At 52.7% G+C, this 25,587-nt stretch carries 23 protein-coding genes; 11 read left to right on the top strand and 12 right to left on the bottom strand.

The features are described 5' to 3' along the window. Positions 1–333: 333 nt before the first annotated feature. The 8 genes from ABIB59_RS15405 to ABIB59_RS15370 all read left to right on the top strand — a co-directional run bounded on the left by ABIB59_RS15405 (position 334) and on the right by ABIB59_RS15370 (position 8,851). On the top strand, positions 334–1,413 hold the full coding sequence (locus tag ABIB59_RS15405; RefSeq protein ID WP_354036049.1) for an EAL and HDOD domain-containing protein: 1,080 nt from the start codon (positions 334–336) through the stop codon (positions 1,411–1,413). A 267-nt stretch (positions 1,414–1,680) separates the two neighbouring features. After that, complete coding sequence (locus tag ABIB59_RS15400) at positions 1,681–3,258, top strand: methyl-accepting chemotaxis protein (protein ID WP_039078951.1); 1,578 nt, start codon at positions 1,681–1,683, stop codon at positions 3,256–3,258. A 254-nt stretch (positions 3,259–3,512) separates the two neighbouring features. Continuing rightward, on the top strand, positions 3,513–5,366 hold the full coding sequence (locus tag ABIB59_RS15395; protein WP_354036354.1) for a type VI secretion system family protein: 1,854 nt from the start codon (positions 3,513–3,515) through the stop codon (positions 5,364–5,366). Then, positions 5,363–6,034 carry a DUF2931 family protein gene (locus ABIB59_RS15390; protein WP_502910514.1) on the top strand — a complete coding sequence of 224 codons (672 nt, stop codon included), beginning with the start codon at positions 5,363–5,365 and terminating at the stop codon, positions 6,032–6,034. Before ABIB59_RS15395 ends, ABIB59_RS15390 begins: the two co-directional genes overlap by 4 nt. A 42-nt stretch (positions 6,035–6,076) precedes the next feature. Then, positions 6,077–6,736, top strand: a complete 660-nt coding sequence (locus tag ABIB59_RS15385) for a DUF2931 family protein (RefSeq protein ID WP_125124627.1) — start codon at positions 6,077–6,079, stop codon at positions 6,734–6,736. 42 nt (positions 6,737–6,778) lie between these two features. After that, the gene (locus ABIB59_RS15380; RefSeq protein WP_354036047.1) at positions 6,779–7,435 is read left to right on the top strand and encodes a DUF2931 family protein; all 657 of its coding nucleotides are present in this window, start codon (positions 6,779–6,781) and stop codon (positions 7,433–7,435) included. A gap of 42 nt (positions 7,436–7,477) precedes the next feature. After that, positions 7,478–8,134 (top strand): DUF2931 family protein, encoded by a 657-nt coding sequence (locus ABIB59_RS15375; RefSeq protein WP_354036045.1) that lies wholly within the window; start codon positions 7,478–7,480, stop codon positions 8,132–8,134. A 42-nt stretch (positions 8,135–8,176) separates the two neighbouring features. Beyond that, entirely contained in the window at positions 8,177–8,851 is a 675-nt protein-coding gene (locus ABIB59_RS15370) for a DUF2931 family protein (RefSeq protein ID WP_110295275.1), read from the top strand. An 81-nt stretch (positions 8,852–8,932) separates the two neighbouring features. On the opposite strand, the gene ABIB59_RS15365 is transcribed toward ABIB59_RS15370, so the two are convergent. Then, a complete protein-coding gene (locus ABIB59_RS15365) occupies positions 8,933–10,348 on the bottom strand; it encodes an aldehyde dehydrogenase family protein (RefSeq protein ID WP_354036043.1) in 1,416 nt (471 codons plus the stop codon). A 98-nt stretch (positions 10,349–10,446) separates the two neighbouring features. Here ABIB59_RS15365 and ABIB59_RS15360 point away from each other — a divergent pair, with 98 nt between their 5' ends. After that, positions 10,447–11,349 (top strand): LysR family transcriptional regulator, encoded by a 903-nt coding sequence (locus ABIB59_RS15360; protein ID WP_039078947.1) that lies wholly within the window; start codon positions 10,447–10,449, stop codon positions 11,347–11,349. Here the strand turns inward: ABIB59_RS15360 and ABIB59_RS15355 are convergent. Continuing rightward, positions 11,341–11,820, bottom strand: coding sequence for a carboxymuconolactone decarboxylase family protein (locus ABIB59_RS15355; protein ID WP_354036040.1), 480 nt, complete (start codon positions 11,818–11,820; stop codon positions 11,341–11,343). The two genes, ABIB59_RS15360 and ABIB59_RS15355, sit on opposite strands and share 9 nt — an antisense overlap. Before the next feature lie 92 nt (positions 11,821–11,912). Here ABIB59_RS15355 and pdxR point away from each other — a divergent pair, with 92 nt between their 5' ends. After that, entirely contained in the window at positions 11,913–13,310 is a 1,398-nt protein-coding gene (pdxR, locus tag ABIB59_RS15350; RefSeq protein ID WP_354036034.1) for a MocR-like pyridoxine biosynthesis transcription factor PdxR, read from the top strand. 386 nt (positions 13,311–13,696) lie between these two features. Here pdxR and ABIB59_RS15345 read toward each other — a convergent pair whose 3' ends face one another. The 9 genes from ABIB59_RS15345 to sad form a co-directional block, all read right to left on the bottom strand. Further along, positions 13,697–15,148, bottom strand: a complete 1,452-nt coding sequence (locus ABIB59_RS15345) for a tagaturonate reductase (RefSeq protein ID WP_039078944.1) — start codon at positions 15,146–15,148, stop codon at positions 13,697–13,699. A 137-nt stretch (positions 15,149–15,285) separates the two neighbouring features. Further along, positions 15,286–15,813: a GNAT family N-acetyltransferase gene (locus ABIB59_RS15340; RefSeq protein ID WP_039078943.1), complete on the bottom strand. Its 528-nt coding sequence runs from the start codon at positions 15,811–15,813 to the stop codon at positions 15,286–15,288. A gap of 80 nt (positions 15,814–15,893) precedes the next feature. After that, entirely contained in the window at positions 15,894–16,862 is a 969-nt protein-coding gene (locus tag ABIB59_RS15335; protein WP_125124623.1) for a sensor domain-containing diguanylate cyclase, read from the bottom strand. Positions 16,863–16,972: 110 nt separating this feature from the next. Then, positions 16,973–17,965: a sensor domain-containing diguanylate cyclase gene (locus tag ABIB59_RS15330; protein ID WP_107222766.1), complete on the bottom strand. Its 993-nt coding sequence runs from the start codon at positions 17,963–17,965 to the stop codon at positions 16,973–16,975. Positions 17,966–18,177: 212 nt separating this feature from the next. Continuing rightward, a complete protein-coding gene (locus tag ABIB59_RS15325) occupies positions 18,178–19,623 on the bottom strand; it encodes a GGDEF domain-containing protein (protein WP_107222767.1) in 1,446 nt (481 codons plus the stop codon). Positions 19,624–19,747: 124 nt separating this feature from the next. Further along, a complete protein-coding gene (locus tag ABIB59_RS15320) occupies positions 19,748–20,104 on the bottom strand; it encodes a DUF4186 domain-containing protein (RefSeq protein WP_039078939.1) in 357 nt (118 codons plus the stop codon). Further along, positions 20,104–21,030 (bottom strand): glutaminase B, encoded by a 927-nt coding sequence (glsB, locus tag ABIB59_RS15315; protein WP_354036030.1) that lies wholly within the window; start codon positions 21,028–21,030, stop codon positions 20,104–20,106. Before glsB ends, ABIB59_RS15320 begins: the two co-directional genes overlap by 1 nt. A gap of 49 nt (positions 21,031–21,079) precedes the next feature. Further along, positions 21,080–22,669, bottom strand: coding sequence for a methyl-accepting chemotaxis protein (locus ABIB59_RS15310; protein ID WP_039078937.1), 1,590 nt, complete (start codon positions 22,667–22,669; stop codon positions 21,080–21,082). 102 nt (positions 22,670–22,771) lie between these two features. Then, entirely contained in the window at positions 22,772–24,160 is a 1,389-nt protein-coding gene (gene sad, locus ABIB59_RS15305; protein ID WP_354036028.1) for a succinate-semialdehyde dehydrogenase, read from the bottom strand. 104 nt (positions 24,161–24,264) lie between these two features. Here sad and ptrR point away from each other — a divergent pair, with 104 nt between their 5' ends. Then, positions 24,265–25,143 (top strand): putrescine utilization regulator PtrR, encoded by an 879-nt coding sequence (gene ptrR / locus ABIB59_RS15300; RefSeq protein WP_039078935.1) that lies wholly within the window; start codon positions 24,265–24,267, stop codon positions 25,141–25,143. On the opposite strand, the gene ABIB59_RS15295 is transcribed toward ptrR, so the two are convergent. Continuing rightward, positions 25,097–25,579, bottom strand: coding sequence for a GNAT family N-acetyltransferase (locus ABIB59_RS15295; protein ID WP_354036026.1), 483 nt, complete (start codon positions 25,577–25,579; stop codon positions 25,097–25,099). The two genes, ptrR and ABIB59_RS15295, sit on opposite strands and share 47 nt — an antisense overlap. Positions 25,580–25,587 lie beyond the last annotated feature (8 nt).

The raw sequence follows: 25,587 nt of genomic DNA, 5'->3' as shown, positions 1-25,587 counted from the left end.
ATGCAGGGCCTCAATTCTTTACCTTTCACAAATTGTTAAATCACGTACTTATGCCTATATTTTTAATAATCATAAGGGAGTTTTTGCTAAGCAAGCGTGTTCATTTACCTGCGGCGTTAATGTACCTTGTATTATCGAGAATGATGTGAGGCGTACGGATTTGTGAGGTAATGAATGTTTTCTTTTGTGGCCAGACAGGCAATTTTTGATAACAAATTAAACACTGTCGGTTATGAACTGCTTTTCAGGGATAGCATGGTAAACCGTTTCCCTGATGTTTCATCGGAACAGGCAACCACGCAACTGATTGAAGAACAGTTTTTTGGCGCGCCAGTGGGCCGCAAAGATGAGAACAATTCCGTTTACGTTAATTTCCCGCATCAATTATTGGTGGATGGCCTCGCCGAAACCCTGCCCAAAGACCGTGTCATCATTGAAATTCTCGAAACCGCCAGCCCCGACCATCGCTTGCTGGAAACCGTAAAACGGATGCAAACCCAGGGTTTTCGTATTGCCCTGGATGATTTTTCGCTGAGTAGCGAATGGGATGCGTTTATTCCCTATATTAATATTATTAAATTCGATATTCAGAAAAATACGCGTGAAGAAATTGCTGCTTATATAGGCAATAAGCGCGAGATGCTCCGTCATGCGGTTTTTCTTGCCGAAAAGGTAGAAAGTTATGACGAGTTTGAAGCCTATAAAAAAATGGGTTTCCACCTCTTTCAGGGCTATTTTTTCAGCAAACCCGTAGTACATAAAAGAAACAAATTGTTACACAACCGCGCATTTGCCTTAAAGCTCATGCACGAAGTCAACGTCGAATCGCCAGATTTGAATCGCATCGAAGATCTACTTAAACGCGATGTGTCGTTGTCTTTCAAAATTATGCGTTACGCACAAAATATCCTTTATAACAAAAGGGGTATTTCAGGTTTACGCAACCAATCGTTGAAAGATATTGTGCTTTATCTCGGGATTAATGAACTGCGTCGCTTTGTACTGGTCGCCTGTTTAACTTCATTCGAAACCGTCAAGACTACCGAAATCTATTATTTAAGTCTGATTCGCGCCAAATTCTGCGAACTGGCTGCGGCCCGAACCCCCTCTTACCCGTTATCCAACGAAGCCTTTATGGTTGGGCTATTTTCGTTACTGGATGTGATCCTTGAAATGCCGCTGGAAGATCTCATGGCGCAAATTGCGGTTTCACAAGAGGTGATCATGGCTCTGCAGCACCAAAACGGCGTGCTTTATCAGTATGTTTGCCTTGCTATGCTCTACGAGCAACGCATGTGGGAAGAAGCCAGCGATATGGCGCAGGATATAGGGCTACCAGAAGCAGCAGTGACCGAGATGATGAATAAAGCGACAAAATGGGCCGATGAGTTGCCGGTGAGTTTTGCAAAATAAATAACTGAAACCATTCCTTCGGTGGTTATTTTCACTGCTAAATTATTTATGGGTGAAACATTATTTCAGTTTTTAAATAAACATATTATTTTCATTTTATTTACACTTTTAACATCCATACTGTTTCGACCAGAGCCTGTTTTTTAACCATCACAGATTTCACCGCAATAAAATAAAAATATGTGATTAAGATCAATTAAAAATAATCAATATTTTCGCGTTTATTACCGATATAGGTAAAACCTTTTCATTAAAAAAATGATCACTATGAAAAAATTTTCTCAGGCATCTGTATTAGCAAAATTGCTCACTGGCTTTTCCATTCTTATAGCGATGATGTTAGTACTTGGTATTGTCTCCATTTATCAGTTGCACATCAGTAAATCCCATATTGATAAATTCCGCGATAATCGCATGCCGGGCGTCAGATATACCCTGGAAATGCGTGGCGTATTATCAGAAATGCGCTTACAGCAAATTCAGTATATCGGTTCCGTCACACCTGCCGAGCGGGAGCAACATCGTGGCGAACTGCTGCAAAACCAGGCGACATTTTTAAATGCCCAGCGCCAGTTTGCTAAAATTTCCGCCGACGCACCGGAAGATACCCGCACACTGTTTAATACCGTTGTCGACAACTTCCGTAATTTCGTCGACGTTAACGCCAAAGTTATCGAGGCTGTTAGCGCGGGCAGACTTGAGGAAGCATCCAAAATCAGCGGCGCGGTGTCGTCTAAATACCGTACCCAGTTGATGAAAGACCTTGCTACCCTGGTGGACAAAGAAGTGGCCAGCGGTGAAGAAGCGGGTGCGATTGCGCAGTCCGGCTACGACAAAGCGCTCTACACTTTCTGTGGGTTGTTGCTACTGGCACTGATTGCCACCGGGTTCATCGCCCTGGTTATCTCCCGTAGCCTCTCTCGCCAGTTAGGCGGCGAGCCTGCTTACGCCGTGGAGATCATGAATGAAATTGCCTCGGGTAATCTGAAAGCCGACGTCAAACTGAAAGACAACGACACCCAGAGTCTGCTGGCAACCATCAAGTTTATGAATAGCAAACTGGCCGATATTATCGATGGCATCATTCATGGCAGCGAAGCTATCTCCCTTGCCGCCAGTGAAATTTCTCAGGGCAACAACGACCTGTCTCAACGCACTGAGGAACAGGCCGCCTCACTGGTGCAGACTTCGTCTAACATGCAGCAGATTACGGAAAACGTAAAAAGCAACGCCGACAACGCCCGCCGGGCCAGCGAACTGGCGCGCGAAACGTCACAGACCGCCGTAAAAGGCGGAAAAGAAGTGGACGATATGCTCAAGCGGATGCATGAAATCTCCGACAGCTCGCAGAAAATCGTCGATATCATTTCTGTGATTGAAGGGATTGCTTTCCAGACCAACATCCTGGCGCTCAACGCCGCCGTTGAAGCCGCCCGCGCCGGTGAACAGGGTAAAGGTTTTGCCGTGGTCGCCGGTGAAGTGCGTACTCTGGCGCAAAAAAGTGCCAACGCCGCGAAAGAAATTAAGCAACTTATCGAAGGGACCGTCCATAAAATTACCGACGGCTCTCGTTATGCAGACACCGCCAGCCGGGCGATGGAGCAGATCGTCACCTCTGTTAATAAAGTGACCGATATTGTCGCGGAGATTTCCGCTGCCTCGACCGAGCAGCATCAGGGGATTCGTGAAATCAGCGTCGCCATCGACCAGATGGATCAGGTTACCCAGCAGAACGCCACGCTGGTGGAACAGGCCGCTGTCGCTGCTCACTCCATGTCTGAGCAAAGCGAACAATTGCGTAACTCCGTGCGTTTCTTCCAGTTAAAAATGCAAGATCCACGCTAAGAAAACGTGACGCCGGGAAACCGGCGTCTCTCAATCACCGTCACCCTTCTTCATTCCTTCGCAACTCTCTTCTGACATTCCTGATACTACAACCCAGAAAAACCCTTAGCATCATCCTGGAATACGGCTGGAATTTAGGTTTAGTACAAAGAGCTGGTTACCATACGCACAACGTCTTTGAAACGTTTCCAGATTTGAAAATCTACTGACAGGCGTTGCCGAAGGATCGGAATCAAACATCAGGGAGGATAATGATGGCAATAGGATATTTTTTAGTCAGAGGCGACAAAACCACCTGTGGCGGCGTCATTATTGAGGGGGCAGATGATCATACCATCATGGGAATACCGCAGGCACGAGAGTTCGATAGCGTAACCTGCGGCAGATATTCTGGCGTTTATAAAATAATAGGGGGTGTTCCCCAGACATTTCTTCACGACAAAATGATGGCAGGGACGCTGCACAGCATGAGTAGCTGCCCATGCCGTTCTCGATTTATCGCATCTCAGCTCAACGATACATATGAAACAGGCGGAGGTGGCCGAGAGCCAACACAGCACGCGCAATCTGCCCATAAGCCAAATTTGGCCGCACCTGCTCCTGAACAGGAAAAACAGGAAGAAAAGCGCGAAGTGACGCTTACGATTGGCATTTTCTTTGATGGTACAGGCAATAACGCCGTCAATGCCGCAAACATGATGAAAGCATGTACAGCCGAACACTACCACATTTCAGGCAGGGAAGCCGAAACGCTTCTGGGTAAATGTGCACGAGATAAATTCGGTGTTTCAGGTATCGGCGCGACCAGTTATTTGGGGTATTACACCAACGTGCACTGGTTGGCGACGTTGTATAAAACAATGGGATCTGTCAATGATACTAACTTTCAAAAAGAACTATATATCGACGGTATTGGAACCAAAGCCGGAGAACCAGATAGTATGCTTGCGCAAGCACTGGGCTGTTCTGATACTGGCGTTTTAGCTAAAGCAGAAAACGCTATTAGTAAGATCAGCGGATTACTTGCGGAAATCATTGAGGAAATTGTCAGTAAACTACCAAACCAAAAACTCATCATTCAGTCCCTCCAGTTCGATATCTTTGGTTTTAGCCGTGGCGCAGCAGCAGCCAGACATTTTGCCAACCGGGTATATGCACGAGACCCGGCCATCATTAGCGCTATCCAGGATGGCATGCGAGGTATGTCCTTTACGGGGCTGCCCGCCGGAAAGACCCGTTTTATTGGCATTTTTGACACTGTGGCTGCAATTGGCACTCCGACAAATGGGTTCAATCCCCATAATGCCGACACAGGAGCAGTAAATATTGCGCTTCGTCCCGGCGTGGCAGAAAAAGTCTTTCACATCACGGCGGCACATGAATGCCGATTCAATTTCGCGCTAAATAGCGTAAAACCCGCATGGCCGGAGCTGGCATTGCCAGGCGTACACTCGGACATTGGCGGAGGGTACCTGCCATTACTGGAGGAAAATCTTTTTTTGACGCGCCCGCAAACGGATACCGTGCCGCTCCGGCAACCCGGAGAAGAGACCAGAGGTTACTATCAAACCCTAAAACAAATGGCAATCCTCGATAATTACCCCTGCATTGCCCCGATCATGCGTACCAGTGAAATTTCTGCAGAGACCTGGTTTGATGACCGTATGCCGTCTGATCGCTATGGTGAACCACAAAAACGCAGCTATGCTGCATTAACGTTGCGACACCGAAATGTCAAAAACGACTGGTCGAAAGTAGTGCTACGAGTGATGCTCGATGCAGCGCAGGATGCGGGGGTGTTATTTGAGGATATTCAAGAAAACGATAATTTGAATCTTCCTCCTGAGCTGATTCCGCTTTGTAAAAAAGCGATCGCAATAGGAAAAGCCGTGCGATCCGGCCAACCGCCGGAAAAATTTAGCGAAAAAGAATTGAATATAATCGCCACGAACTATATTCACTGCTCGGCGCACTGGAATGCCATTCTCACTGATTCGAGCGGCGTTATTCGTGGTGGCGCTTCCCCTGCCGAGCTGATTGGTTTTGTTAACCGGCCAGATGAAAATTGGATTCGAACGATTTATAACATGGACGGGAAAAAGGCATGATGTCAAAAATCCCCGCAGCCCTGATTTTGTTGATGGCTTTAAACGGCTGCCAGGCACGTGCACCGCAGACGCCGGAAGAAACCGGCGAAATGCCTTACGGCAAGTGGCAGTTCGCCTTTTTTACTCCTCACGCCTTACCCGCTTTAGTCTCACGTGTGTTGATTATTGACAGTGAAGATGTCGTTTATACCTTCGGCACGCTTGATAGAGTACCCGGCTATCCCGGGACCATAGGAACCTGGAATAACCGGGTCAGGATGCATGCACATTTCAACAAAGCGCGCCATCCTCCGGCCATGATGTTGTTCTGCTGGGACTCGGTGATTGATAAAAAAACGTACGAGACGCGGATTGTGTTTCACCGCTCCATCCACGACACCATGATGACGCCAACCGGGAAAGATCGCTTAGGCAACACGGCCTGGTACAAGACCCTGCTGATTGGTCTGGCACCGGAAGGGAAAGTCCGGATATGGCTGCAGAACAGCGCAGAGGGAGATAACCTTCCCGTTGAGCCACGAAGGCTCACCACCCTGTCCGGGGAAGGTCTTGATGCCTGTAAACAGGTGCCGACACTAATTGATTTTAATTACAGTATTCCTGATGGATATGACCAGTACGTAAAAGATTTCATCAAGGATAAAACCTACCCCTACGGTCGCTGGTGATCCTGGCTGAAATAACGGACTGTTCCATGGATGGAGAAATCTATGACACGTAAAACCCCCGCAGCCCTGATACTGCTGATGACTTTAAACGGCTGTCAGGCACATTCGCCGCAGACGCCGGAAGACACCGGCGAAATGCCATACGGCAAATGGCAGTTCGACTTTTTTACCCCCCATGCCCTACCCGCTGATGTCACACGTGCGTTGATTATTGACAGCGAAGATGTCGTTTATACATTCAGTACGCTCGACTACACCGAGTCCGATCCTGCTGTTGTCGGGACCTGGAATAACCGAACGGGCAGCAGGAGTATTCGCTTCAACAAAGCGCGCCATCCTCCAGCCATGATGTTGTTCTGCTGGGACTCGGTGATTGATAAAAAAACGTACGAGACGCGGATTGTGTTTCACCGCTCCATCCATGACACCATGATGACGCCAACCGGGAAAGATCGTCTAGGCAACACAGCCTGGTACAAGACCCTGCTGATTGGTCTGGCACCGGAAGGGAAAGTCCGGATATGGCTACGAAGTAGTGCAGCAGGCGATAACCTTCCCGTTGAGCCACGAAGGCTCACCACCCTGTCCGGGGATAAACTGGATGCCTGCAAAGGAATAACTAACCATTCTCAGGGTTATGGTTACACCAAAACAACCCGCGAGTTTATCAAGGATAAAACCTACCCCTACGGTCGCTGGTGATCCTGGCTGAAATAAAGGACTGTTCCATGGATGGAGAAATCTATGACACGCAAAACCCCCGCAGCCCTGATACTGCTGATGACTTTAAACGGCTGTCAGGCACATTCGCCGCAGACGCCGGAAGACACCGGCGAAATGCCATACGGTAAGTGGCAATTCGCCTTTTTTACCCCTCACGCTTTACCCGCAGATGTCACACGTGCGTTGATTATTGACAGCGAAGATATCGTTTATACATTTAGCACACTGGACAGCCAGCCCGGGGATCCTGACACTATAGGGACATGGAATAACCGGGTCCGGATGCGTGCACATTTCAACAAAGCGCGCCATCCGCCGGCCATGATGTTGTTCTGCTGGGACTCGGTTATCGACAAAAAAACGTACGAGACGCGGATTGTGTTTGATAAATCCATTTACGACACCATGATGACGCCAACCGGGAAAGATCGCTTAGGCAACACGGCCTGGTACAAAACCCTGCTGATTGGGCTGGCACCGGAAGGGAAAGTCCGGATATGGCTGCAGAACAGCGCAGCGGGAGATAACCTTCCCGTTGAGCCACGAAGGCTCACCACCCTGTCCGGGGATAAACTGGATGCCTGCAAAGGAATAACTAACCATTCTCAGGGTTATGGTTACACCAAAACAACCCGCGAGTTTATCAAGGATAAGACCTACCCCTACGGTCGCTGGTGATCCTGGCTGAAATAACGAACTGTTCCATGGACGGAGAAATCTATGACACGTAAAACCCCCGCAGCCCTGATACTGCTGATGGCCTTAAGCGGCTGTCAGGCACATGCGCCGCAGACCCCGGAAGACACCGGCGAAATGCCTTACGGCAAATGGCAGTTCGCCTTTTTTACCCCTCACGCCTTGCCCGCAGATGTCACACGTGCGTTGATTATCGACAGTGAAGATGTCGTTTATACCTTCGGCACGCTTGATAGAGTACCCGGCTATCCCGGGACCATAGGAACCTGGAATAACCGGGTCAGGATGCATGCACATTTCAACAAAGCGCGCCATCCTCCGGCCATGATGTTGTTCTGCTGGGACTCGGTGATCGACAAAAAAACGTACGAGACACGGATTGTGTTTGATAAATCCATCCACGACACCATGATGACACCAACCGGGAAAGATCGCTTAGGCAACACGGCCTGGTACAAAACCCTGTTGATTGGTCTGGCACCGGAAGGGAAAGTCCGGATATGGCTGCAGAACAGCGCAGCGGGAGATAACCTTCCCGTTCAGCCACGAAGGCTCACCACCCTGTCCGGGGATAAACTGGATGCCTGCAAAGGAATAACTAACCATTCTCAGGGTTATGGTTACACCAAAACAACCCGCGAGTTTATCAAGGATAAAACCTACCCCTACGGTCGCTGGTGATCCTGGCTGAAATAACGGACTGTTCCATGGACGGAGAAATCTATGACACGCAAAACCCCCGCAGCCCTGATACTGCTGATGACTTTAAACGGCTGTCAGGCACATTCGCCGCAGACCCCGGAAGACACCGGCGAAATGCCTTACGGCAAATGGCAGTTCGACTTTTTTACCCCCCATGCCCTACCCGCTTTTGCCACACGTGCGTTAATTATTGACAGCGAAGATGTCGTTTACACGTTCAGTACACTCGACTACACCGAGTCCGATCCTGCTGTTGTCGGTACCTGGAATAACCGAACGGGCAGCAGGAGTATTCGCTTCAACAAAGCGCGCCATCCACCGGCCATGATGTTGTTCTGCTGGGACTCAGTGATCGACAAAAAAACGTACGAGACACGGATTGTGTTTCACCGCTCCATCTACGACACCATGATGACGCCAAGCGGGAAAGATCGGTTAGGCAACACGGCCTGGTACAAAACCCTGCTGATTGGTCTGGCACCGGAAGGGAAAGTCCGGATATGGCTGCGAAGTAGTGCAGCGGGCGATAACCTTCCTGTTCAGCCACGAAGACTCACCACCCTGTCCGGGGAAGGTCTTGATGCATGTAAAGAGGTGCCGACACTGATTGATTTTAATTACAGTATTCCTGATGGATATGACCAGTACGTAAAAGATTTCATCAAAGATAAAACCTACCCCTACGGTCGCTGGTGATCCTGGCAAAAAGGATCCATGGCTGATCCTTTTTGTTTTCAGTTCATAAATCGGTCTTGCGAAAAACCATTTTTTACTGGGCTACCTGACCACCGCCTTCGGCTCCATAAACGCCGCTATCCCCCAGCGCCCCATTTCGCGACCGATCCCTGAGTGTTTAAAACCGCCAAACGGTGCCCCGGCTTCGTGTGCCAGGGTATTGATTTGCACCCGACCGGAGATGATACGCCCGGCGATACGCTGTGCGCGCTGCACATCTGCGCCCAAAACCAACGCGCTAAGACCGTAATCCGTGTCGTTAGCGATTGCTACGGCGTCGTCATCGTCTCGATAGGGAATAATCGACAATACCGGGCCAAAAATCTCCTCACGGGCGATGCGCATACTGTTGTCCACATCGGTAAAAAGTGTCGGTTTCACAAACCACCCCTTCCCGCTGTTTTCCGGACGCCCTTCTCCGCCAGTCAGCAGACGTGCGCCCTCTTGCAGGCCAAGGTGAATATATCCCTGTACCCGCTGCCACTGTTTTTCGCTGACCATCGGGCCAATGTCCGTTTGCGGGTCGAGCGGGTCACCGGATTTCACCGCCGCAACCGCTTTGCGCAGCGCCTCTTCACACTCGGCTTTGCGCGATTGTGGCACCAGAATTCGCGTACCGGCGATACACGCCTGACCGCTGTTCATAAAACCGGCCTGGATGGCAAGCGGTACCGCTGTCGCCAGATCGGCATCGTCCAGAATCAAGGTTGGAGATTTACCGCCAAGCTCCAGTGTCACACGTTTAAAACTTTCGGCGGCATTACGCAAAATCGCCTTACCGGTCTGCGTCGAGCCGGTAAACGAAATTTTGGCAACGTCCGGATGACGGCTTATGGCCTCACCCACCACCGCGCCAAAGCCGGTAACGATATTGCAAACACCCGGTGGTAGCGCGGCCGTATGCAGCGCTTTCATCACCACATGGGTTTGTAACCCGCTCATCTCGCTTGGTTTGATCACCGCCGTACAACCAGCCGCCAGCGCCGCGGCGAGTTTGCCGCAGATAAACCCGGCGTTACTGTTCCACGGTGTAATAAGCCCGGCCACCCCGAGCGGTGTCATCTTCACCTGGGCTTTGCCAACCGCAGTGGAAAATTCAAATTGCCGTAAATCATGTATGACCTGATCAATCACCGCCACCGGATAACTGGCCATCCACGCGGAACGTGACGCCGGGGCACCGTACTCCTCGATAATGGCATGCAGCAGTTCATCCTGACAGGCGGCCATGGCATCACGCATTCGCTGTAAAACTGCCAGCCGCTCTTCAACACTTGTGTGCGACCAGTGAACAAAGGCCGCTTTTGCCGATGCAATTGCCCGCGCGGCGTCATCGGCATTTGCCATACGTATCCGCCCTGTTACCTCGGCGGTAGAAGGGTTATATAGTTCGAAATAGTCCTCGCCCTGGGGCCGGGTAAATTCGCCATTGATCCAGAGATGTTCAAGCTGTCGCATAGTGTCCTCCACGGTTAATGCAGCCAGTCTGGCACAGCTTTATCGCGCCGATAATCCGGGTTATCCTGCAAGGGTTGTTTCGATTATCAGGATAATCTATGCATCGTTCAGGTTTGATTGAACTGGAAGTGGTGATGGCGGTGCTGCGTCGGGGAAGCTTTCGTGCCGCAGCCCAGGAGCTGGGGATGTCGGCAACGGCGGTCAGTAATGCCATCGCCGGGCTGGAAACGCGTCTTGACGCCAGACTTTTTAACCGCACGACTCGCAGTGTCGCGCTCACCGAAGCCGGACAGCGTTTTGTCGCCCGCATCGGTCCGGCATTGCAAGAGATCCAGCAGGCCGCGGACGAAATTCACAGCCAGCCTGATGAGCCTTCCGGTACCTTACGCATTAATGTACCGCAGGCTATCGGGCAGCTATTTTTCGATGAACTGGTGATTGCTTTTCTGGCGCGCTATCCGCAAATGCGCATGGAAACCGCCAGTGATGCCCGCATGATCGATATTGTCGCCGAGGGGTACGACGCCGGGGTTCGTCTGGCGGAAGCGGTTCCACAGGATATGATTGCCGTGCCGCTGACGCCGGATATTCATATGCGGGTGGTCGCCACGCCACAATGGTTTGCTGAACACGGCACGCCGCTCACCCCGGAAGCCCTCACCCGGCAGCAAGGTATCTGCATGCGAATGTCGCACGGGGGTATTTATCGCTGGGAGTTTGCGCGTCACGGCGAACAATTTGCCATTGCCGTGCCGCCGAGACTTGCCACCACCGACCTGTTTACATCCATTGCCGCGGTACGCGCCGGGCTCGGCATCGGTTTTTTACCGGAATTGTATATTGCAGATGATTTACGTTCAGGCCGGCTGGTCAGTGTGCTCAATGAGTGGACACAGCCCTTTAAAGGGCTGTGTTTGTATTACCCCGGTCATCGTCATATCCCTGCCGGTTTGCAGGCGTTTATCGCCTTTATCCGCGAGTACAGGCAGCACTCACTGTAACCCGGCGCGATCCAGACCATAGGCCGCATCCTGCGAGCCGGGTGCTATTTGCGCGAGAATCTGCAGGCGGTTCCAGGCGTTGATGGTGGCAATGGCAAACGCCAGTTCGGAAATTTCTACCTCGCTAAAATGATCCCGCGCGTGGCGATAAACCTCATCCGTCACCCCTTGCGGACCGAGATGTGTTAAGGCTTCGGTTAACGCCAGCGCCGCTTTTTCTTTGGCGCTAAACAAGGGTGATTCCCGCCAGATAGCCACATGGTAAAGACGCAGTTCGCGTTCGCCGCGCAGTTTGCCCTGCTTCACATGCATATCCAAACAAAACGCGCAGCCGTTAAGTTGAGAAGCGCGAATATCCACCAGGTTTTTGATTGCTCCATCCAGTGAACTTTTATGTGATGCCATACTGGCTTCAACCAGCGTGTTGATAAGTACAGGTACGGTCTGAAAGTGGTTAGCACGAGTGGTCATTGTCATTTTCCTCATGAATTGATTTGACAGCCGCTATCTTAGAGATTTATGACGTACTAAAAAGGTACAAAAACAGACAAATGAGGTAGGACATGAGGTTAGGCTATCGTGACATTTACGAACGCTATCGGCACAACATTCTCAGCGGGTTGTTAAGACCCGGAGACAAAGTCCCTTCGGTGCGTGTGCTGGCTGACGAACTGGAGGTGGCGCGAAAAACCGTGGAAACGGCGTATGCCATCCTGGTAGGCGAAGGCTATCTGGTCAGCCAGGGTGCGAAAGGCACACGGGTAAACCCGGACCTGCTGATCCCCAAAAAGGCAGAATGCCCCGTTCAGGCCTGGACCGCTGACACACAGCTCAGATCAATGGTAGATGTTCGCGACAGGGAGGGCTATTTCCGTCTGGGCATTCCCGCACTGGATGCCTTTCCTTACAAGAAATGGCTGCTTCTGTCCGGCAAAGCCGTGCGCGCTATGTCACCCAAAGAGATGACCAATCCCCCATTGATGGGCTATCCGCCGCTACGTGAGGCCATTGCCCGTTATCTGAGTGTTTCTCGTGGGCTGACTTGCACGGCAGAGCAGATTTATATCACTGGAGGTTATCGTAATAATCTTACGCTTATCCTCGATGCGCTGGCGGCGCGCGATGATAAAGTCGTTATTGAAAATCCGGGCTATATCTTTGGCCAGCAATTACTGAGAAAGAAGGTCGAAAACCTTCATTACGCGCCAGTCGACAAGCAGGGGCTTAACGTTGATTATCTGCTGAAATACCATTCGGATGCCCGCTTTGTCTGCATCACTCCCTCACACCATAGCCCGCTGGCGGTCACCCTTTCCCTGCCGCGTAAACGCCAGTTACTGGAGTGGGCCAATGCTAACAACGCATGGATCATAGAAGATGATTATGATGGCGAATTCCATTACACCCGCAAGGTACTGCCTGCCCTCAAGAGTATTGATAATGAGGATCGGGTCATTTATATGGGCACATTCAGTAAAACGGTGATGCCTGCCCTGCGTATCAGCTATCTGGTTATGCCGCGCACCACCCTTAACGCCTTTCATGAGGCCGGTGAAATCACTGAAAGCGCACAACCGGTGCTGACACAAAAAATCGTTGCGAACTTCCTTGCTGAAGGACATTTCTTTCGCCATTTAAAGAAGATGCGCACGCTTTATCAGCAACGTCGCCAGATGGCACTCGATGCGCTAAGCCTGGTTTTTCCGGATCTGTTTGATGTTGAGGTTAACGATGGCGGCATGCACATTATCGCTTTTTTGCGCCATGGCACAGAAGATGTACATCTGGCAAAAATCTGGCAAAACGCCCAGCTAAAGGTCAGTCCACTTTCAGAGTGGTATAACAGCCCTGAAAAACGCTACGGGTTAATCATGGGTTACACCAATATTCATAGCAGCGAAGAGGCGGTGGCGTTATTACAACGAGTGGCGAAAGAAACACGGGAATGGTTTAAGGCCTGAAAGGGGAACGTGTCCCCTTTCAGGCAACTACTCAGGGCAAAGTACTGACGAATGAGATATCCCATGCCGTGGCAATAAGCGAAATACTGACGACCAGACCCATAACAACAGGCACCGCTCTTTCCAGCTTTTCCATTGCTTGTCCCTCTCTTTCGTTCTTGTTGCGCCAGGCTGCGGCAACAACGGATTTCCCTGGCCGAACGTATCGGCACTGGTGTGGCAAAGTAAAGTATAGAAAAGATCTTCCGTCCTGACAGACCTTTTCACATTTTTCCGCCGATTCTGATGCGCGTGCTTTAATCCTCTTTAATAGTATGTTGTAACTAAAAGCAGGAAAAAGAAAACCCGGCGCAAGCCGGGTTCGTTACACGCTTAACAGAATGCCATTAGCACAGCGGTTTCACAGCCTGACGCATGCCCTGCAGCAGGATAGCGTCGAGATCAAGAGAAACTTGTTCTACCAGTCCACTGACTTGAGTCAGGTCCTGCTCCCAGTGTTCGCTGACCGACAATACCGCTTTTACCAGATCGCTGGTGCTGATCTGATGATCACCATGTTGGCCCCACAGTTGCTGGTAACGGGTGATCCAGTGGGCGTCATCCTGCACCGGATAGGCTTCGCCATTGCGGTCTGCACGGTAGAAAGCGATCAACGCGGCCAGCGCAAAAGTCAGGCGCGCAGGCAGTTTACCGGTAGCTTTCTGCCCTGCCAGCAGTTGCGGCAGAATGCGGGTACGGAATTTGGTCATGCCGTTCAGGGCGATAGAGAGCAACTGATGTTTGATATACGGGTTACGGAAACGCCCGGTCACCGCGCTGGCAAAGGATTCCAGCTCATCACGCGGCAGGTCGAGCACCGGGATAATCTCTTCATAAATCGCTTTCTCAACAAAGGCACAGATTTCGGTATCGTTCATGGCCTCGCCTACGGTATCAAGACCCGCCTGGAAGGCAACCGGAACCAGTGCGGTATGCGCACCGTTCAGAATAGCGACTTTGCGTTCTTTATAGGGTTTGATGTCGTCGACAATCAGCACGTTCAGCGGATATTTGTCCAGACGTAGTTCGGCGGCCAGTGACTGCGGCCCCTGGATCACAAACAGATAGAAGTGTTCTGCGGTGTCGAGGAAGTTATCATGGTAACCCAGTTCCGCTTCAATTTTTGCCACTTCATCGCGCGGATAGCCCGTTACGATACGGTCAACCAGCGTTGAGCAGAAGGTGTTAGCAGAATCGAGCCATGCCACGAACGCATCGCCCAGCGCCCAGTCCTGCGCATAGCGCAGCACCAGTTCACGCAGCGCGTCACCGTTGTAGTCAATCAGTTCACACGGGATGATGACCCAACCTTTATCTGCCGCGCCGTTAAAGTGGCTAAAACGTTCGAACAGCAGACGGGTCAGTTTCGCCGGATAGCTCACCGCAGGTGCGTCATCGAATTTGTCGCCAGCGTGATAGCTGATACCGGCTTCGGTAGTGTTGGAGAAAACGAAACGCATCTCCGGGTTATGCGCAAGTTTCAGGAACTCATCGTACTGCCCGTAAACACTGATTTCACGATTCACGGAACGGATCAGGCGTGAGTCGCTAACCGCTTCGCCCTGCTCATTCAGGCCACGAATGATAGTGGTATACAAGCCGTCCTGGGTGCTCAGAGAAGGCGGGAAGTCGCTGTCGATTGGACGAACAATCACCACCCCGGCATTGAGGTCAGTGTGCTCGTTCAATAAATCGATCTGCCAGTCGACGAAGGCACGCAGAAAGTTGCCTTCGCCAAACTGAATCACACGCTCTGGGTAAGAAGCGCCGGGGAAATCGCGACGGTTAACTGTGTTCACAATGGGTTCCTTTTTTGATTAGTCATACAACCTAGGAAGATTGGTCTAATAACTTATCAAACTTTTCGACCATGAACCCCTGTTTTGATCAAAGCGAGACAACATTTCCAACGGCAATCACAAAAATACAACACCCGTCACAAAAACTTATAAAAGACGCTCGTCGCGGTCATCGCCCCATCTGGCATTAGGGCATAGCGCGGGATCTCACCGACCTTTTGCCAGCCGCACCGGGTATAGAAAGATTCCGCCCCGCTCCCGGTACTGGTGTCCAGTACCAGTACCGTTTTTCCCTGCTCACGGGCAACGATTTCAAGGTGTGCCATTAACTTACCGGCGATACCCTGACGTCGGGCACGTTCATGCACCAGGAGTTTGGCGACATCGGCACGATGCGGCTGGTTTTCGGGCTGGTTGACAATAAGCTGAACGGTGCCGTTTATAAGGCCTTCACTATTTTCATCTACCAGTACGACGCGTTCATTACGCCCTGCGCTGTCAGCCACACCCTGCCAGAAGGCGCGAGATTTTTCCCGCCCAAAAGGCAACATAAAACTGACGGACGCCCCGCCCTGCACGCAGTTTTCTAATACGTCACAGAGTTCATCGATACGGGCACGGATTTCGCTGGCATCAAGGAGGCGAACTAAAGAGGTGGTGGTCATTTTTGTTCCTTAAAAATAACCACTATGCATTTTACATATTGTTAACACAACATCCCGTGCCATAGGTTTTTATTATGTCACTAGCGTTCGCGATGGTTTTTCGTCTTCATGGCGTACATTTTGGCATCCGCATCTTCCAGCCAGGCTTTTATATCGCCGTTACCGTTATGATCGAACTCACTTACCCCCCAGGAAAAGGCAAGCTTCCAGGGTTTGCCAGAGGACAAGTTCCAGGCCTGAGTCTGCTCCACCAGATACTCCAGGGCAATCCACGCCCCCTGTTCATGGGTGTCGGAAAAAAGGACTGCGAACTCATCCCCACCATAGCGCACTAACAGATCCGCTTCCCGGAAGCTTGCGCGCATCACTTTTGCCATTGAGCGCAGGGCCTCATCGCCCTCGCTGTGCCCCCAGGTGTCGTTGATCTGTTTGAAACCGTCGAGATCCACCCACGCCAGCGCTAGCGGTTCAGCGCGACGACGGGCGCTGTTTATCGCAAATTTCACCAGGTTATCAAACGCACGGCGGTTAAACAGCCCGGTGAGTTCATCGGTGGTCGCGGCGCTCATCACCGCAAACTCATTTTCCACGATCAGCGCAAAATCTTTCAGAATATCCACCTCGGCGGATGAGAAATCGCGCGGGCTGCGGTCGAGCAGGCAAAATGAGCCGACCAGCGCCCCATCGGGCAGACGCAGCGGATAGCCTGCATAAAAGCGCAGATGGGATTCGCCGGTTACCAGTGGGTTATCACAAAAACGTTCGTCGCTACCGGCATCGTTGACGATAAGCGGCGTTGTGCTGAGGATGGTGTGTCCACAAAAGGAGAGATGGCGCGGCAGGCTTTCGTGGGCGGTGCCGTCACTGGTTTTAAAATGCAGAGTCTTTTCACCCACCAGGGTCACCAGCGCGATAGGAACATTGAACAACCGCTTTGCCAGCCTTGTCAGGCGGTCAAAACGTTCATTAGTTCCTGTATCAAGCAACCCGGATTCGCGCAACGACGCCAGGCGTTTTTCCTCATCAAAGGGAATTGCAGGAGTTTTCATAAAGTGCCTATCTCGCTAGTCAGTATCGGCAGGTGTCCGCGATTATAAGACGTGATCGAGCGACCGATTCGCGGTGTACAGGATAAAGCTTAGCGTATTCAGCACGTTTGTCAGTGTGAGTAGATTTGATTTTTGCCGCGGCGTTTTGCTTTATAGAGGGCGTCATCCGCCGCTTTCAGCCAGTCGGTGACGTTTTGCATCCCCTGGGTCGCACTGGCAATGCCAATACTCAGTGTACAGTGGAAGGCATATTCCTGAGTTACGCTCATCACGGCAGCGGAATCCATAATTCGCCCGGCAACGGCAAGCGCCTCTTCCTGGGTAGTATCCGGAAGCAAAATCACGAATTCATCCCCACCCAGCCGCGCCGGGGTATCCGTTTTTCGCGTCGCGGCATGCAGGATCTTCGACACTGTGACCAGCAGCGCGTCGCCCACTTTGTGACCAAACCGATCGTTAACTTCTTTGAAATTATCGATATCGATGAACATCAGCATTGAATTGCGCGGCAGTTCACGCAGTTTATCCAACTCATACTGGATACGTTTTTCCAGCAGGCGACGGTTGGCAATATCCAGCAGCGGGTCCATCATCGCAATGCGTTCCAGCTCGCGGCTTTTATTTCGCAGCTTTACGGCAATATTGTCGGTCAGTACGCTGAGCGCCAGCATATAGATGGCAATCAGGGGCAGCGTCGTGAACATGGTGCGCTGAGACACCTCAACATAAAAATCCATACCCTGCGCCACCCATGCCGCCGCAAAAGCGGCCAGCATTAACATCCCCGCTTTGCGCATCAGCTCAACGCCACCCGCCGAGAGGCGATCGGCGAGCAGGATCGTGGCAATGACCACCGATGGCAGGGGGTTAACCGACATCATGGCTATCCAGAAGCCACCGGCACCGGCATCTAAGATCAGGTTTTGATGTTCCAGCGTCAGGGGGATGTCGGAGCAGCGGGCGCGCATAAACGCCAGTGTCGGCCAGATAAAGGCATTAGCGCCCAGTAAGAGTATCAGCCACAGGGGACGATGGAGTTCCAACAATACGGAGAGGATGGGGAAAAAACAGAGAAAGGTCCCAAGAATACGCATCAGGTACATGCGCCTGACGAACCTGCCGCCAGTGATCCGCTCGCTTTTCTTCAAATTGTCAGATCCATTCATGGCGCAAATTTTTTCCGATACATATACTCGGTTATAGTATTGACGATGAAAATTTGTAGCAAGTAATTTAATAACTTATCGCTATCGTTTTGCCTTATTACATTGCAGATGCGCGCTGTCGAAACAGGAGATTGAGAAACCGTTCGGGCTCAGAAACTGACCGAAGGCTTTAATGTTTCTTCCAGTGGCGACTGACGCATACTGGTGCAATTTCGCCCCGCCTTTTTGGAACGATAAAGATACTCATCCGCCTCAGCGAGTAATTTATTAAAAGCCTCCGTCAACGAGCCGGAAAGGACCTGTCCGTTGCTGACGCCAATACTGACCGTCAGGCGCAGTGTCTGGTCATGCCAGTGAAAAAGTTGCCCCTCAACCGACTTACGCAGCCGTTCAGCCAACAGAAAACCCTGCTGCGGACCAGGCGTAGCGGCTATTACCGCGAACTCTTCACCGCCCATCCGGGCAATAATGCCCTGCTCCCCCAGCGCCTGACGAACCTTCTGCGCAAACGAGGTGAGTATCCGGTCGCCGCACTCGTGCCCGTGGTTATCATTAACGCTTTTGAAGTAATCGATATCCAGCAGCATGACCGTCAGATGTTGGTTGGCAAAGCCATTACTGTCATGGTTGAGCGCTTCATACAGACCGGAGCGGGAGTAGACGCGGGTCAGAAAATCGTAGTCCGCGCGCAAAGACACATGGCGCATCAGACGGTTGATGGTTTCTACGCTAACAGAAACGATGACCGGGCAAATTGCCATTGTGGCAATGCCCAGTCGGGCAGAAAACATGCGCGACATCTGTAACGGCGAGGCGACAAAAATATTGATCAACCCGTTGGCCACCAGGATGATCTCCAGCCCGCCGGTTATCAATGTCAGCAGGCAGGTCAACGGCAAGGAGAAAGTGACGGCGCACCAGATAAGCGCCGGCAGCGGGAATGCCAGACTGCCCGCTCCCCCTACCCACACCGAGGCCAGTACGGAGACAATCAGCGCCAGTACTGGCAGCAACGTTTTGCTATTTAAAGCCAGCCGCGTATCCGGCCAGACAGCGGTCAGAATGCAAGGCAGGATCAGTACGCCCGTCGAGAACTGCTCGCTGAACCAGTCACCAAAGAGCATCAGGAAATCTTGGTTGATGACTACCCCCATCGAGCCAAAGGCACCGAAAAGCGAGCAGAGCATTGCCGACACCAGACAGTAGCCAAAAAGATTAAGGGCGTTTATGGGTTGCGGCGCATGACGCATAAGCCGCTGCTCGCGTTGCACCAGTTGCGCCATGGTTATGATAAAAACCATGTTAGAAAAGTTAATCACCACCGATGACCAGCCCCACGAGGTGGTGACGCCGTCATAGATAAGCATCGCCACAAAGCTCATCAGATAGTAAGGCCAGCGCTGTAAGAAAGCGTAACGGGCAAAGATCCCTGCCATTACTGCATTTAGCGGCCAGAAGAGCGAAAGCGCCTCGACCAGACGCAGCATCGCCCCAACAAAATAAAAAAGCGTGGTGATCAGAAAAATCACCGTCGCATTGATGAACGGCTGATCATTTCGCAGCAGGCGAAATGTGGGCGAAAAAAGAGCGCGCATTACTTATCAATCCCAGGTAAGGATGTTGCAGGTCATTTCGACGCGACAAAAACGGCGTATAGCTTAACATGTAATGTCGATATAACAGACTTTTAACATGTGTTTGCCGTTTAATTCATTAGTGTTATGAATTCATTTGCAGGACCAGCCAGTGATAAATCACCCCGACGATATAGCGCTGCTGTACCTCTGTAAGTTCAGCGCCTGCAGGAATAGCGTGCCATTTTGCCAGACACCCCCGACAGCAGGTGGCCGTGGCATGCTGGGCAATAAAGACCGGATGACCGCGCATCGGCGTCTGTTTGCCGTCATTATGAGGTAGCGCAGGGGCCAGGCGCCGGGCAACAAAATCAGCCGCGTGTGCCGCGATAACCTCTGCGCCCTTATCCACGCAGTACTGGCGCTCTTTCGCCCCCAGCCGAAAGCGGGAACGAAAAGTGGAGCGGGCAAGCCGCGCAAACAAAGCGTCGTAGTCAGACATCAATACACCGAACGCCCCAGTTTTTGGGTCAGCGCCTCCAGTAGGGCAATCCCCGCCAGTGAATTGCCGGCCTCGTCCAGTTCCGGGCTCCAGACCGCAATGGCCATCTCTTGCGGCACAATCGCGACAATGCCGCCGCCCACGCCCGATTTTGCCGGTAACCCGACACGCCAGGCGAACTCACCGGCATTTTGATACATGCCGCTGGTTGCCATCAGCGCGTTGACCTGGCGTGTTTGTTGCGGCGTTAACACCGGTTGCGCAAGGTGCGGCGCCGTGCCTTTATCGGCCAAAAAGAGAAAGGTCCGCGCCAGCTCGACACAGCTCATTTTCAGCGCGCAGTAGTGAAAGTAGTTTTGCAGTACCGTGGCAACATCATTATTGAAGTTACCAAAGGATTTCATCAACCAGGCAATCGCCGCGTTACGCGCGGAATGTTCAAACTCGGAGCGGGCCACCACGCTGTCGAACGTGATATCCGGCGTGGCGGACAGTTTGCGCACGATTTCCAGCATCCGCTGGCGTGGGGCGCTCAGGCGGCTATGCAACATATCGCAGACCACCAGCGCGCCCGCATTGATAAACGGATTACGCGGTTTGCCCTGCTCTATTTCAAGTTGCAATAGAGAATTAAACGGCTGACCGGACGGGTCTTTACCGACACGCGTCCAGATTTCATCCTCCTCGTAATGGTTCATCGCCACCACAAGGCTGAGGACTTTTGAAAGTGACTGAATGGAAAAACGCTCGTCGGCATCACCTGCCTGGAAATGTTCACCGTCGACGGTACAAATGGCGATGCCCAATTTATCCCCGCTGACGGTCGCCAGCGCGGGAATATAGTCTGCCACTTTTCCCAGACCTTTCAGCGGGCGTACCTGCTCAAGCAATGCCTCAAGTACGCTGTTATCCATGACTGTCGCCACACCCGATCCTTACTCGCAGCCGTAAAATGGGCTGCGAGTATAGCAAAAATCAGGCCGGGAGACGAAAGCGGGAAACGGCCTGCATCAGCGCGTGAGAATCATTATGCAGTTGCACGGACGCTTCGGTGGCATCCGTGACCAGCTCCCCGGTGCGGCGCGCCACCTTATTGAGCGAATGCAAACGACGGGTCATATGATGAATGCTCTCCCCCTGGCTTAGGGTCGCCGTGGAGATATCGTTCAGTAATCCGCTAAGATGCCCGACCAGGCCGGTGACCTGTTGCAGGTTATCTTCCAGCTTACTGACCGCGTGAGTACCGTCGTTAATGCCCTGCAAAGAGTGGTTGATCAGTTGCTGGATGGTTTGCGTCGAATGGCTGCTCTTACGCGCCAGCAGACCCACCTCTTTGGCCACCACCGCAAAGCCGCGCCCGTGGTTACCCGCGTGCGCCGCCTCGATGGCGGCATTGAGCGCCAGAATATTGGTCTGGAACGCCACCCCTTCAATCAATTCGACGATACCGCGCATTTCAGACGCCCGGCCCACAATCGCCTGCATCGACTGGTTTACCGTCTCCATCATGCTGTCGCCCCCCGCCGCGACTTTACGCGCTTCATCAGCACGTTCACTGGCAAGCTGGGCATAGCCGCTATTGCCTTCAACATGGGATTCAAGGGTCGCGATATGGGCCGTCACGTCCTCAAGCTCTTGTGCCTGGCGGGTCGATTGCTGATACAGCTTCTGGTTGCCCTGCGCCAGGCTATCAATATTGTTCACCATCGAACGGGTGGCGTGACTCACCTGGCTGACCAGTTGCTGTAACCCGTGTTGCATGGTGTCGACGCTCAGGACAATCTGATCAACTTCACGGTTGAAGCGTTTGACCTCCGGCAATGGCGTGGAAAGGTCACCGGCGGCCAGAGTATTGATATGGGCAATTAGCCGACGCAGCGGTGAAATTACCCAGCGCGACATGCCAAACCAGACTGCAATGGCAATAACCACCAACAGCACAGGCACCAGCACAAACACCTGTTGCAGGCGCGCTAGCCCGCCCATTAAGGTCAGACGGCCTTCATCGGCCCGCTTTTCACTGGCCTGCTGAAAACGCGCGTAGTTGTCGTTAAAATCGGCCTGAAACGCCTGGGCCGGAACGGCAAAGAACGCATCGATAGAATTGGTTTTCACCAGCCCGTCGGCCTGTTCTTTGATTGCCCCGTAGAAAAGCTGGTAACTGTTGATCAGCCCGTCATCTTTCGGTGGATTCATCGCAAGCCATGCCTGCCAGGATTTCTGCGACGTCGCAAGCGCAGCCTGCGCCTCATCCATCAGGCTATGCCAGCTACCGTCAGAACCGGTCTCTTTATCCTGCATAAAATAGACGCCTGCGCGGTTAAGCAGATCGCTTGCCGCCAGTAACGCCACGCGGGCTTCATCGACTTTTACCTGTTGCAGGTGGGTTTGTTGATTGAGTTGTTCGTTGTGTTGCGCATCGCGCAACGACAGGGTGAGAACGAAGGAGGAGGCAATCTGGAGTGCGGAAAAAAGTCCTATTATCCAGAAGATACCTGCCAGTAAGCCAAACTGCCGTGGTGTCAATTGCCGAAAAATTCGGCGGAAAATTTGCTTTAAGTTCATGATATTCTTCTATAACCTCACGATGCCCGCGAGTTTACGAAAGAAGTATGACGAAACCATGACATCCGCAGACGGCGCGCCCCCGCAAGGGCGCGCATACGATCACAGGCGATCTTTCCATACGGTTTGCACGTTACAAAACTCGTGCAGACCGAAATGCGACAACTCACGACCAAATCCGCTTTTCTTCACACCACCGAACGCCACGCGGGCATCGCTGGCGCTGTAGCCGTTAATAAAGACGCCACCGCACTCCAGGCGGGCGGCAATATCCTCTGCCAGCGCCATATCGGCGGTAAACACCGTCGCAGACAGACCGAAATCACTGTCATTGGCCAGTTCCAGCGCATGTTCCGCATCGCGCGCTACGGTGATGGCTGCCACCGGGCCGAACATCTCCTGACGGAAAGCGGTCATCTCTGGCGTCACATGGGTCAGCACGGTTGCCGGGTAGTAGTTCCCTGCCCCGGAGGGTTTTTCACCGCCGAGGGCCAGGGTTGCCCCTTCGCTGACCGTCGCCAGTACCTGAGCGTGCAGTTCATCACGCAGGTCGTAACGTGCCATCGGGCCAAGGTAGGTTGACTCAGCCTGCGGTTCCCCCTGGGGTAAGGCCGCCGCCGCCGCGATAAATTTCTCCGTGAAGGCATCGGCAATGCTGGCTTCAACAATAAAACGTTTAGCCGCCGCGCAAACCTGCCCGGTGTTCTGATAACGTCCGGCCACTGCTGCTTTCACGGCCAGATCGAGATCCGCATCACCAAGGACAATAAACGGGTCGGACCCGCCCAGTTCGAGCACACATTTTTTCAGCGCGGCGCCGGCCTGAGCGCCAATCGCCGCCCCGGCACGCACGCTGCCGGTAACGGTTATTGCCGCAATGCGCGGATCGTTAATCGCCTGGCTCACGCCGTCGTTGGTGGCATTCACCCAGCCAAAGACGCCCTGCGGCACCCCGGCTTCGGCAAAGATTTTGCCTGTCAGCGCCGCACAACCCAGCACATTCGGCGCATGCTTAAGCAGATAGCTGTTGCCCGCCAGCAGAATCGGCACCGCACCGCGCAGCACCTGCCACAGCGGAAAGTTCCACGGCATCACCGCCAGAATCGGCCCCATCGGACGGTATTCAATGGTCGCCCGGTTGTTTTCAACCTGGGTGGCTTCTGAACCCAGCATCGCCGGGCCGTGTTCGGCGTACCAGTCGCACAGGTTGGCGGATTTAGCGACTTCGCCGCGCGCCTGGGCTATCGGTTTGCCCATTTCTTGTGAAATCAACTGCGCCATCGCTTCGCCGTGACGGCGCAATACCTCACCGACCGCACGCAAAACCTGCGCACGCTCATTGACACTTTTTTGCCGCCACTGGCGATAGCCTCTGGCAGCAAGTTCCAGGGCAGCGTCGACGTCTTCACGGCTGGCCCAGGGGGTAGCCGACAGGGTTTCCCCGGTCGCCGGATTCACGGAAATGGCATGGGTGGCAGATGAAATTGACATAATTCTCTCGCTTTCGCTGTTCAGGTATTGCGCTATCGTCGCTGAATTTGTTATTCCTGAAAACTGAATAATATTAACTTCACTATTCACGAATGGAGAACGCTATGGATTTAACGCAGCTTGAGATGTTTAACGCCGTGGCGCAGACCGGCAGCATTACCCAGGCCGCGCAAAAAGTGCATCGTGTGCCGTCGAATCTGACCACCCGCATTCGCCAGCTTGAGGCCGACCTGGGGGTGGATCTCTTTATTCGTGAAAACCAGCGGCTGCGTCTTTCTCCCGCCGGGCACAGCTTTTTGCGCTACAGCCAGCAGATCCTCGCGCTGGTTGATGAAGCGCGGATGGTTGTGGCCGGGGACGAGCCACAGGGGTTGTTTTCGCTCGGTTCGCTGGAGAGCACCGCAGCAGTGCGTATCCCGGCCACACTGGCGAAATATAATCAGCGCTATCCGCGCATTCAGTTCGATCTGGCAACCGGGCCTTCCGGCACGATGATTGACGGTATTCTCGATGGCACGCTGAGCGCCGCCTTTGTCGATGGGCCGGTGATGCATCCCGGTCTGGAAGGCATTCCGGTCTACCGTGAAGAGATGATGATTGTCGCCCCGCACGGCCACGAGCCCATCACCCGGGCCGCCCAGGTGAATGGTTCCAGTATTTATGCGTTTCGCGCCAACTGTTCCTATCGTCGCCATTTTGAGAGCTGGTTTCACGCCGATCAGGCTACCCCCGGGAAAATCCACGAAATGGAGTCCTATCACGGCATGCTTGCCTGCGTGATTGCCGGTGCCGGACTGGCGCTTATTCCGCGCAGCATGCTGGAAAGTATGCCCGGTCACCACCAGGTCGGCGCCTGGCCGCTGGCGGAAAACTGGCGCTGGCTGAACACCTGGCTGGTGTGGCGGCGTGGTGCGAAAACCCGCCACCTGGATGCCTTTATTGAAGTGCTGAAAGCCGATCCGCAGTCAGCCGTTTTTCCATAAAAATACTGAGCGGATCTTCTGCGTAAGGGGCAAAAGCCTCCCGCTGCTGGTATCCGCAGCGTGTATAAAGACGAACTGCCGACTGCTGTTTAATGCCCGTCTCCAGGCGCAGCGTATGGCACTCGCGCGCAACGGCCGCCGCTTCCAGGGCATTCAGCAGCTTATCCCCCAGTTGCTGACCCCGGTGGCGCGCATCGATATAGACCCGCTTCATCTCACCGGTACCATCGTCGTTAAGCACAATGGCACCGCAGCCGACCATCTCTCCGGACGTATGTACGATGGCTTGCATGATTACGCTCTCAGGTGGCAGGGTTGCCAGATCCAGCAGGTGATTACTCTCCGCCGGATAGAGTTGGGTTTGATAAGCATCCAGGGCGGCAATCAGAGTACGAATGTCCGGCTGGCTCGCCGAGGCGGGGATAAAGGTATACATGGGCTCTC

The sequence above is a fragment of the Citrobacter sp. UYEF32 genome, from assembly GCF_040546205.1.
In the GTDB taxonomy this organism is placed as follows: domain Bacteria; phylum Pseudomonadota; class Gammaproteobacteria; order Enterobacterales; family Enterobacteriaceae; genus Phytobacter; species Phytobacter diazotrophicus.
The sequence above is the reverse complement of the archived record's forward strand: the minus strand, read 5'-3'. Positions and strand labels throughout refer to the sequence as shown.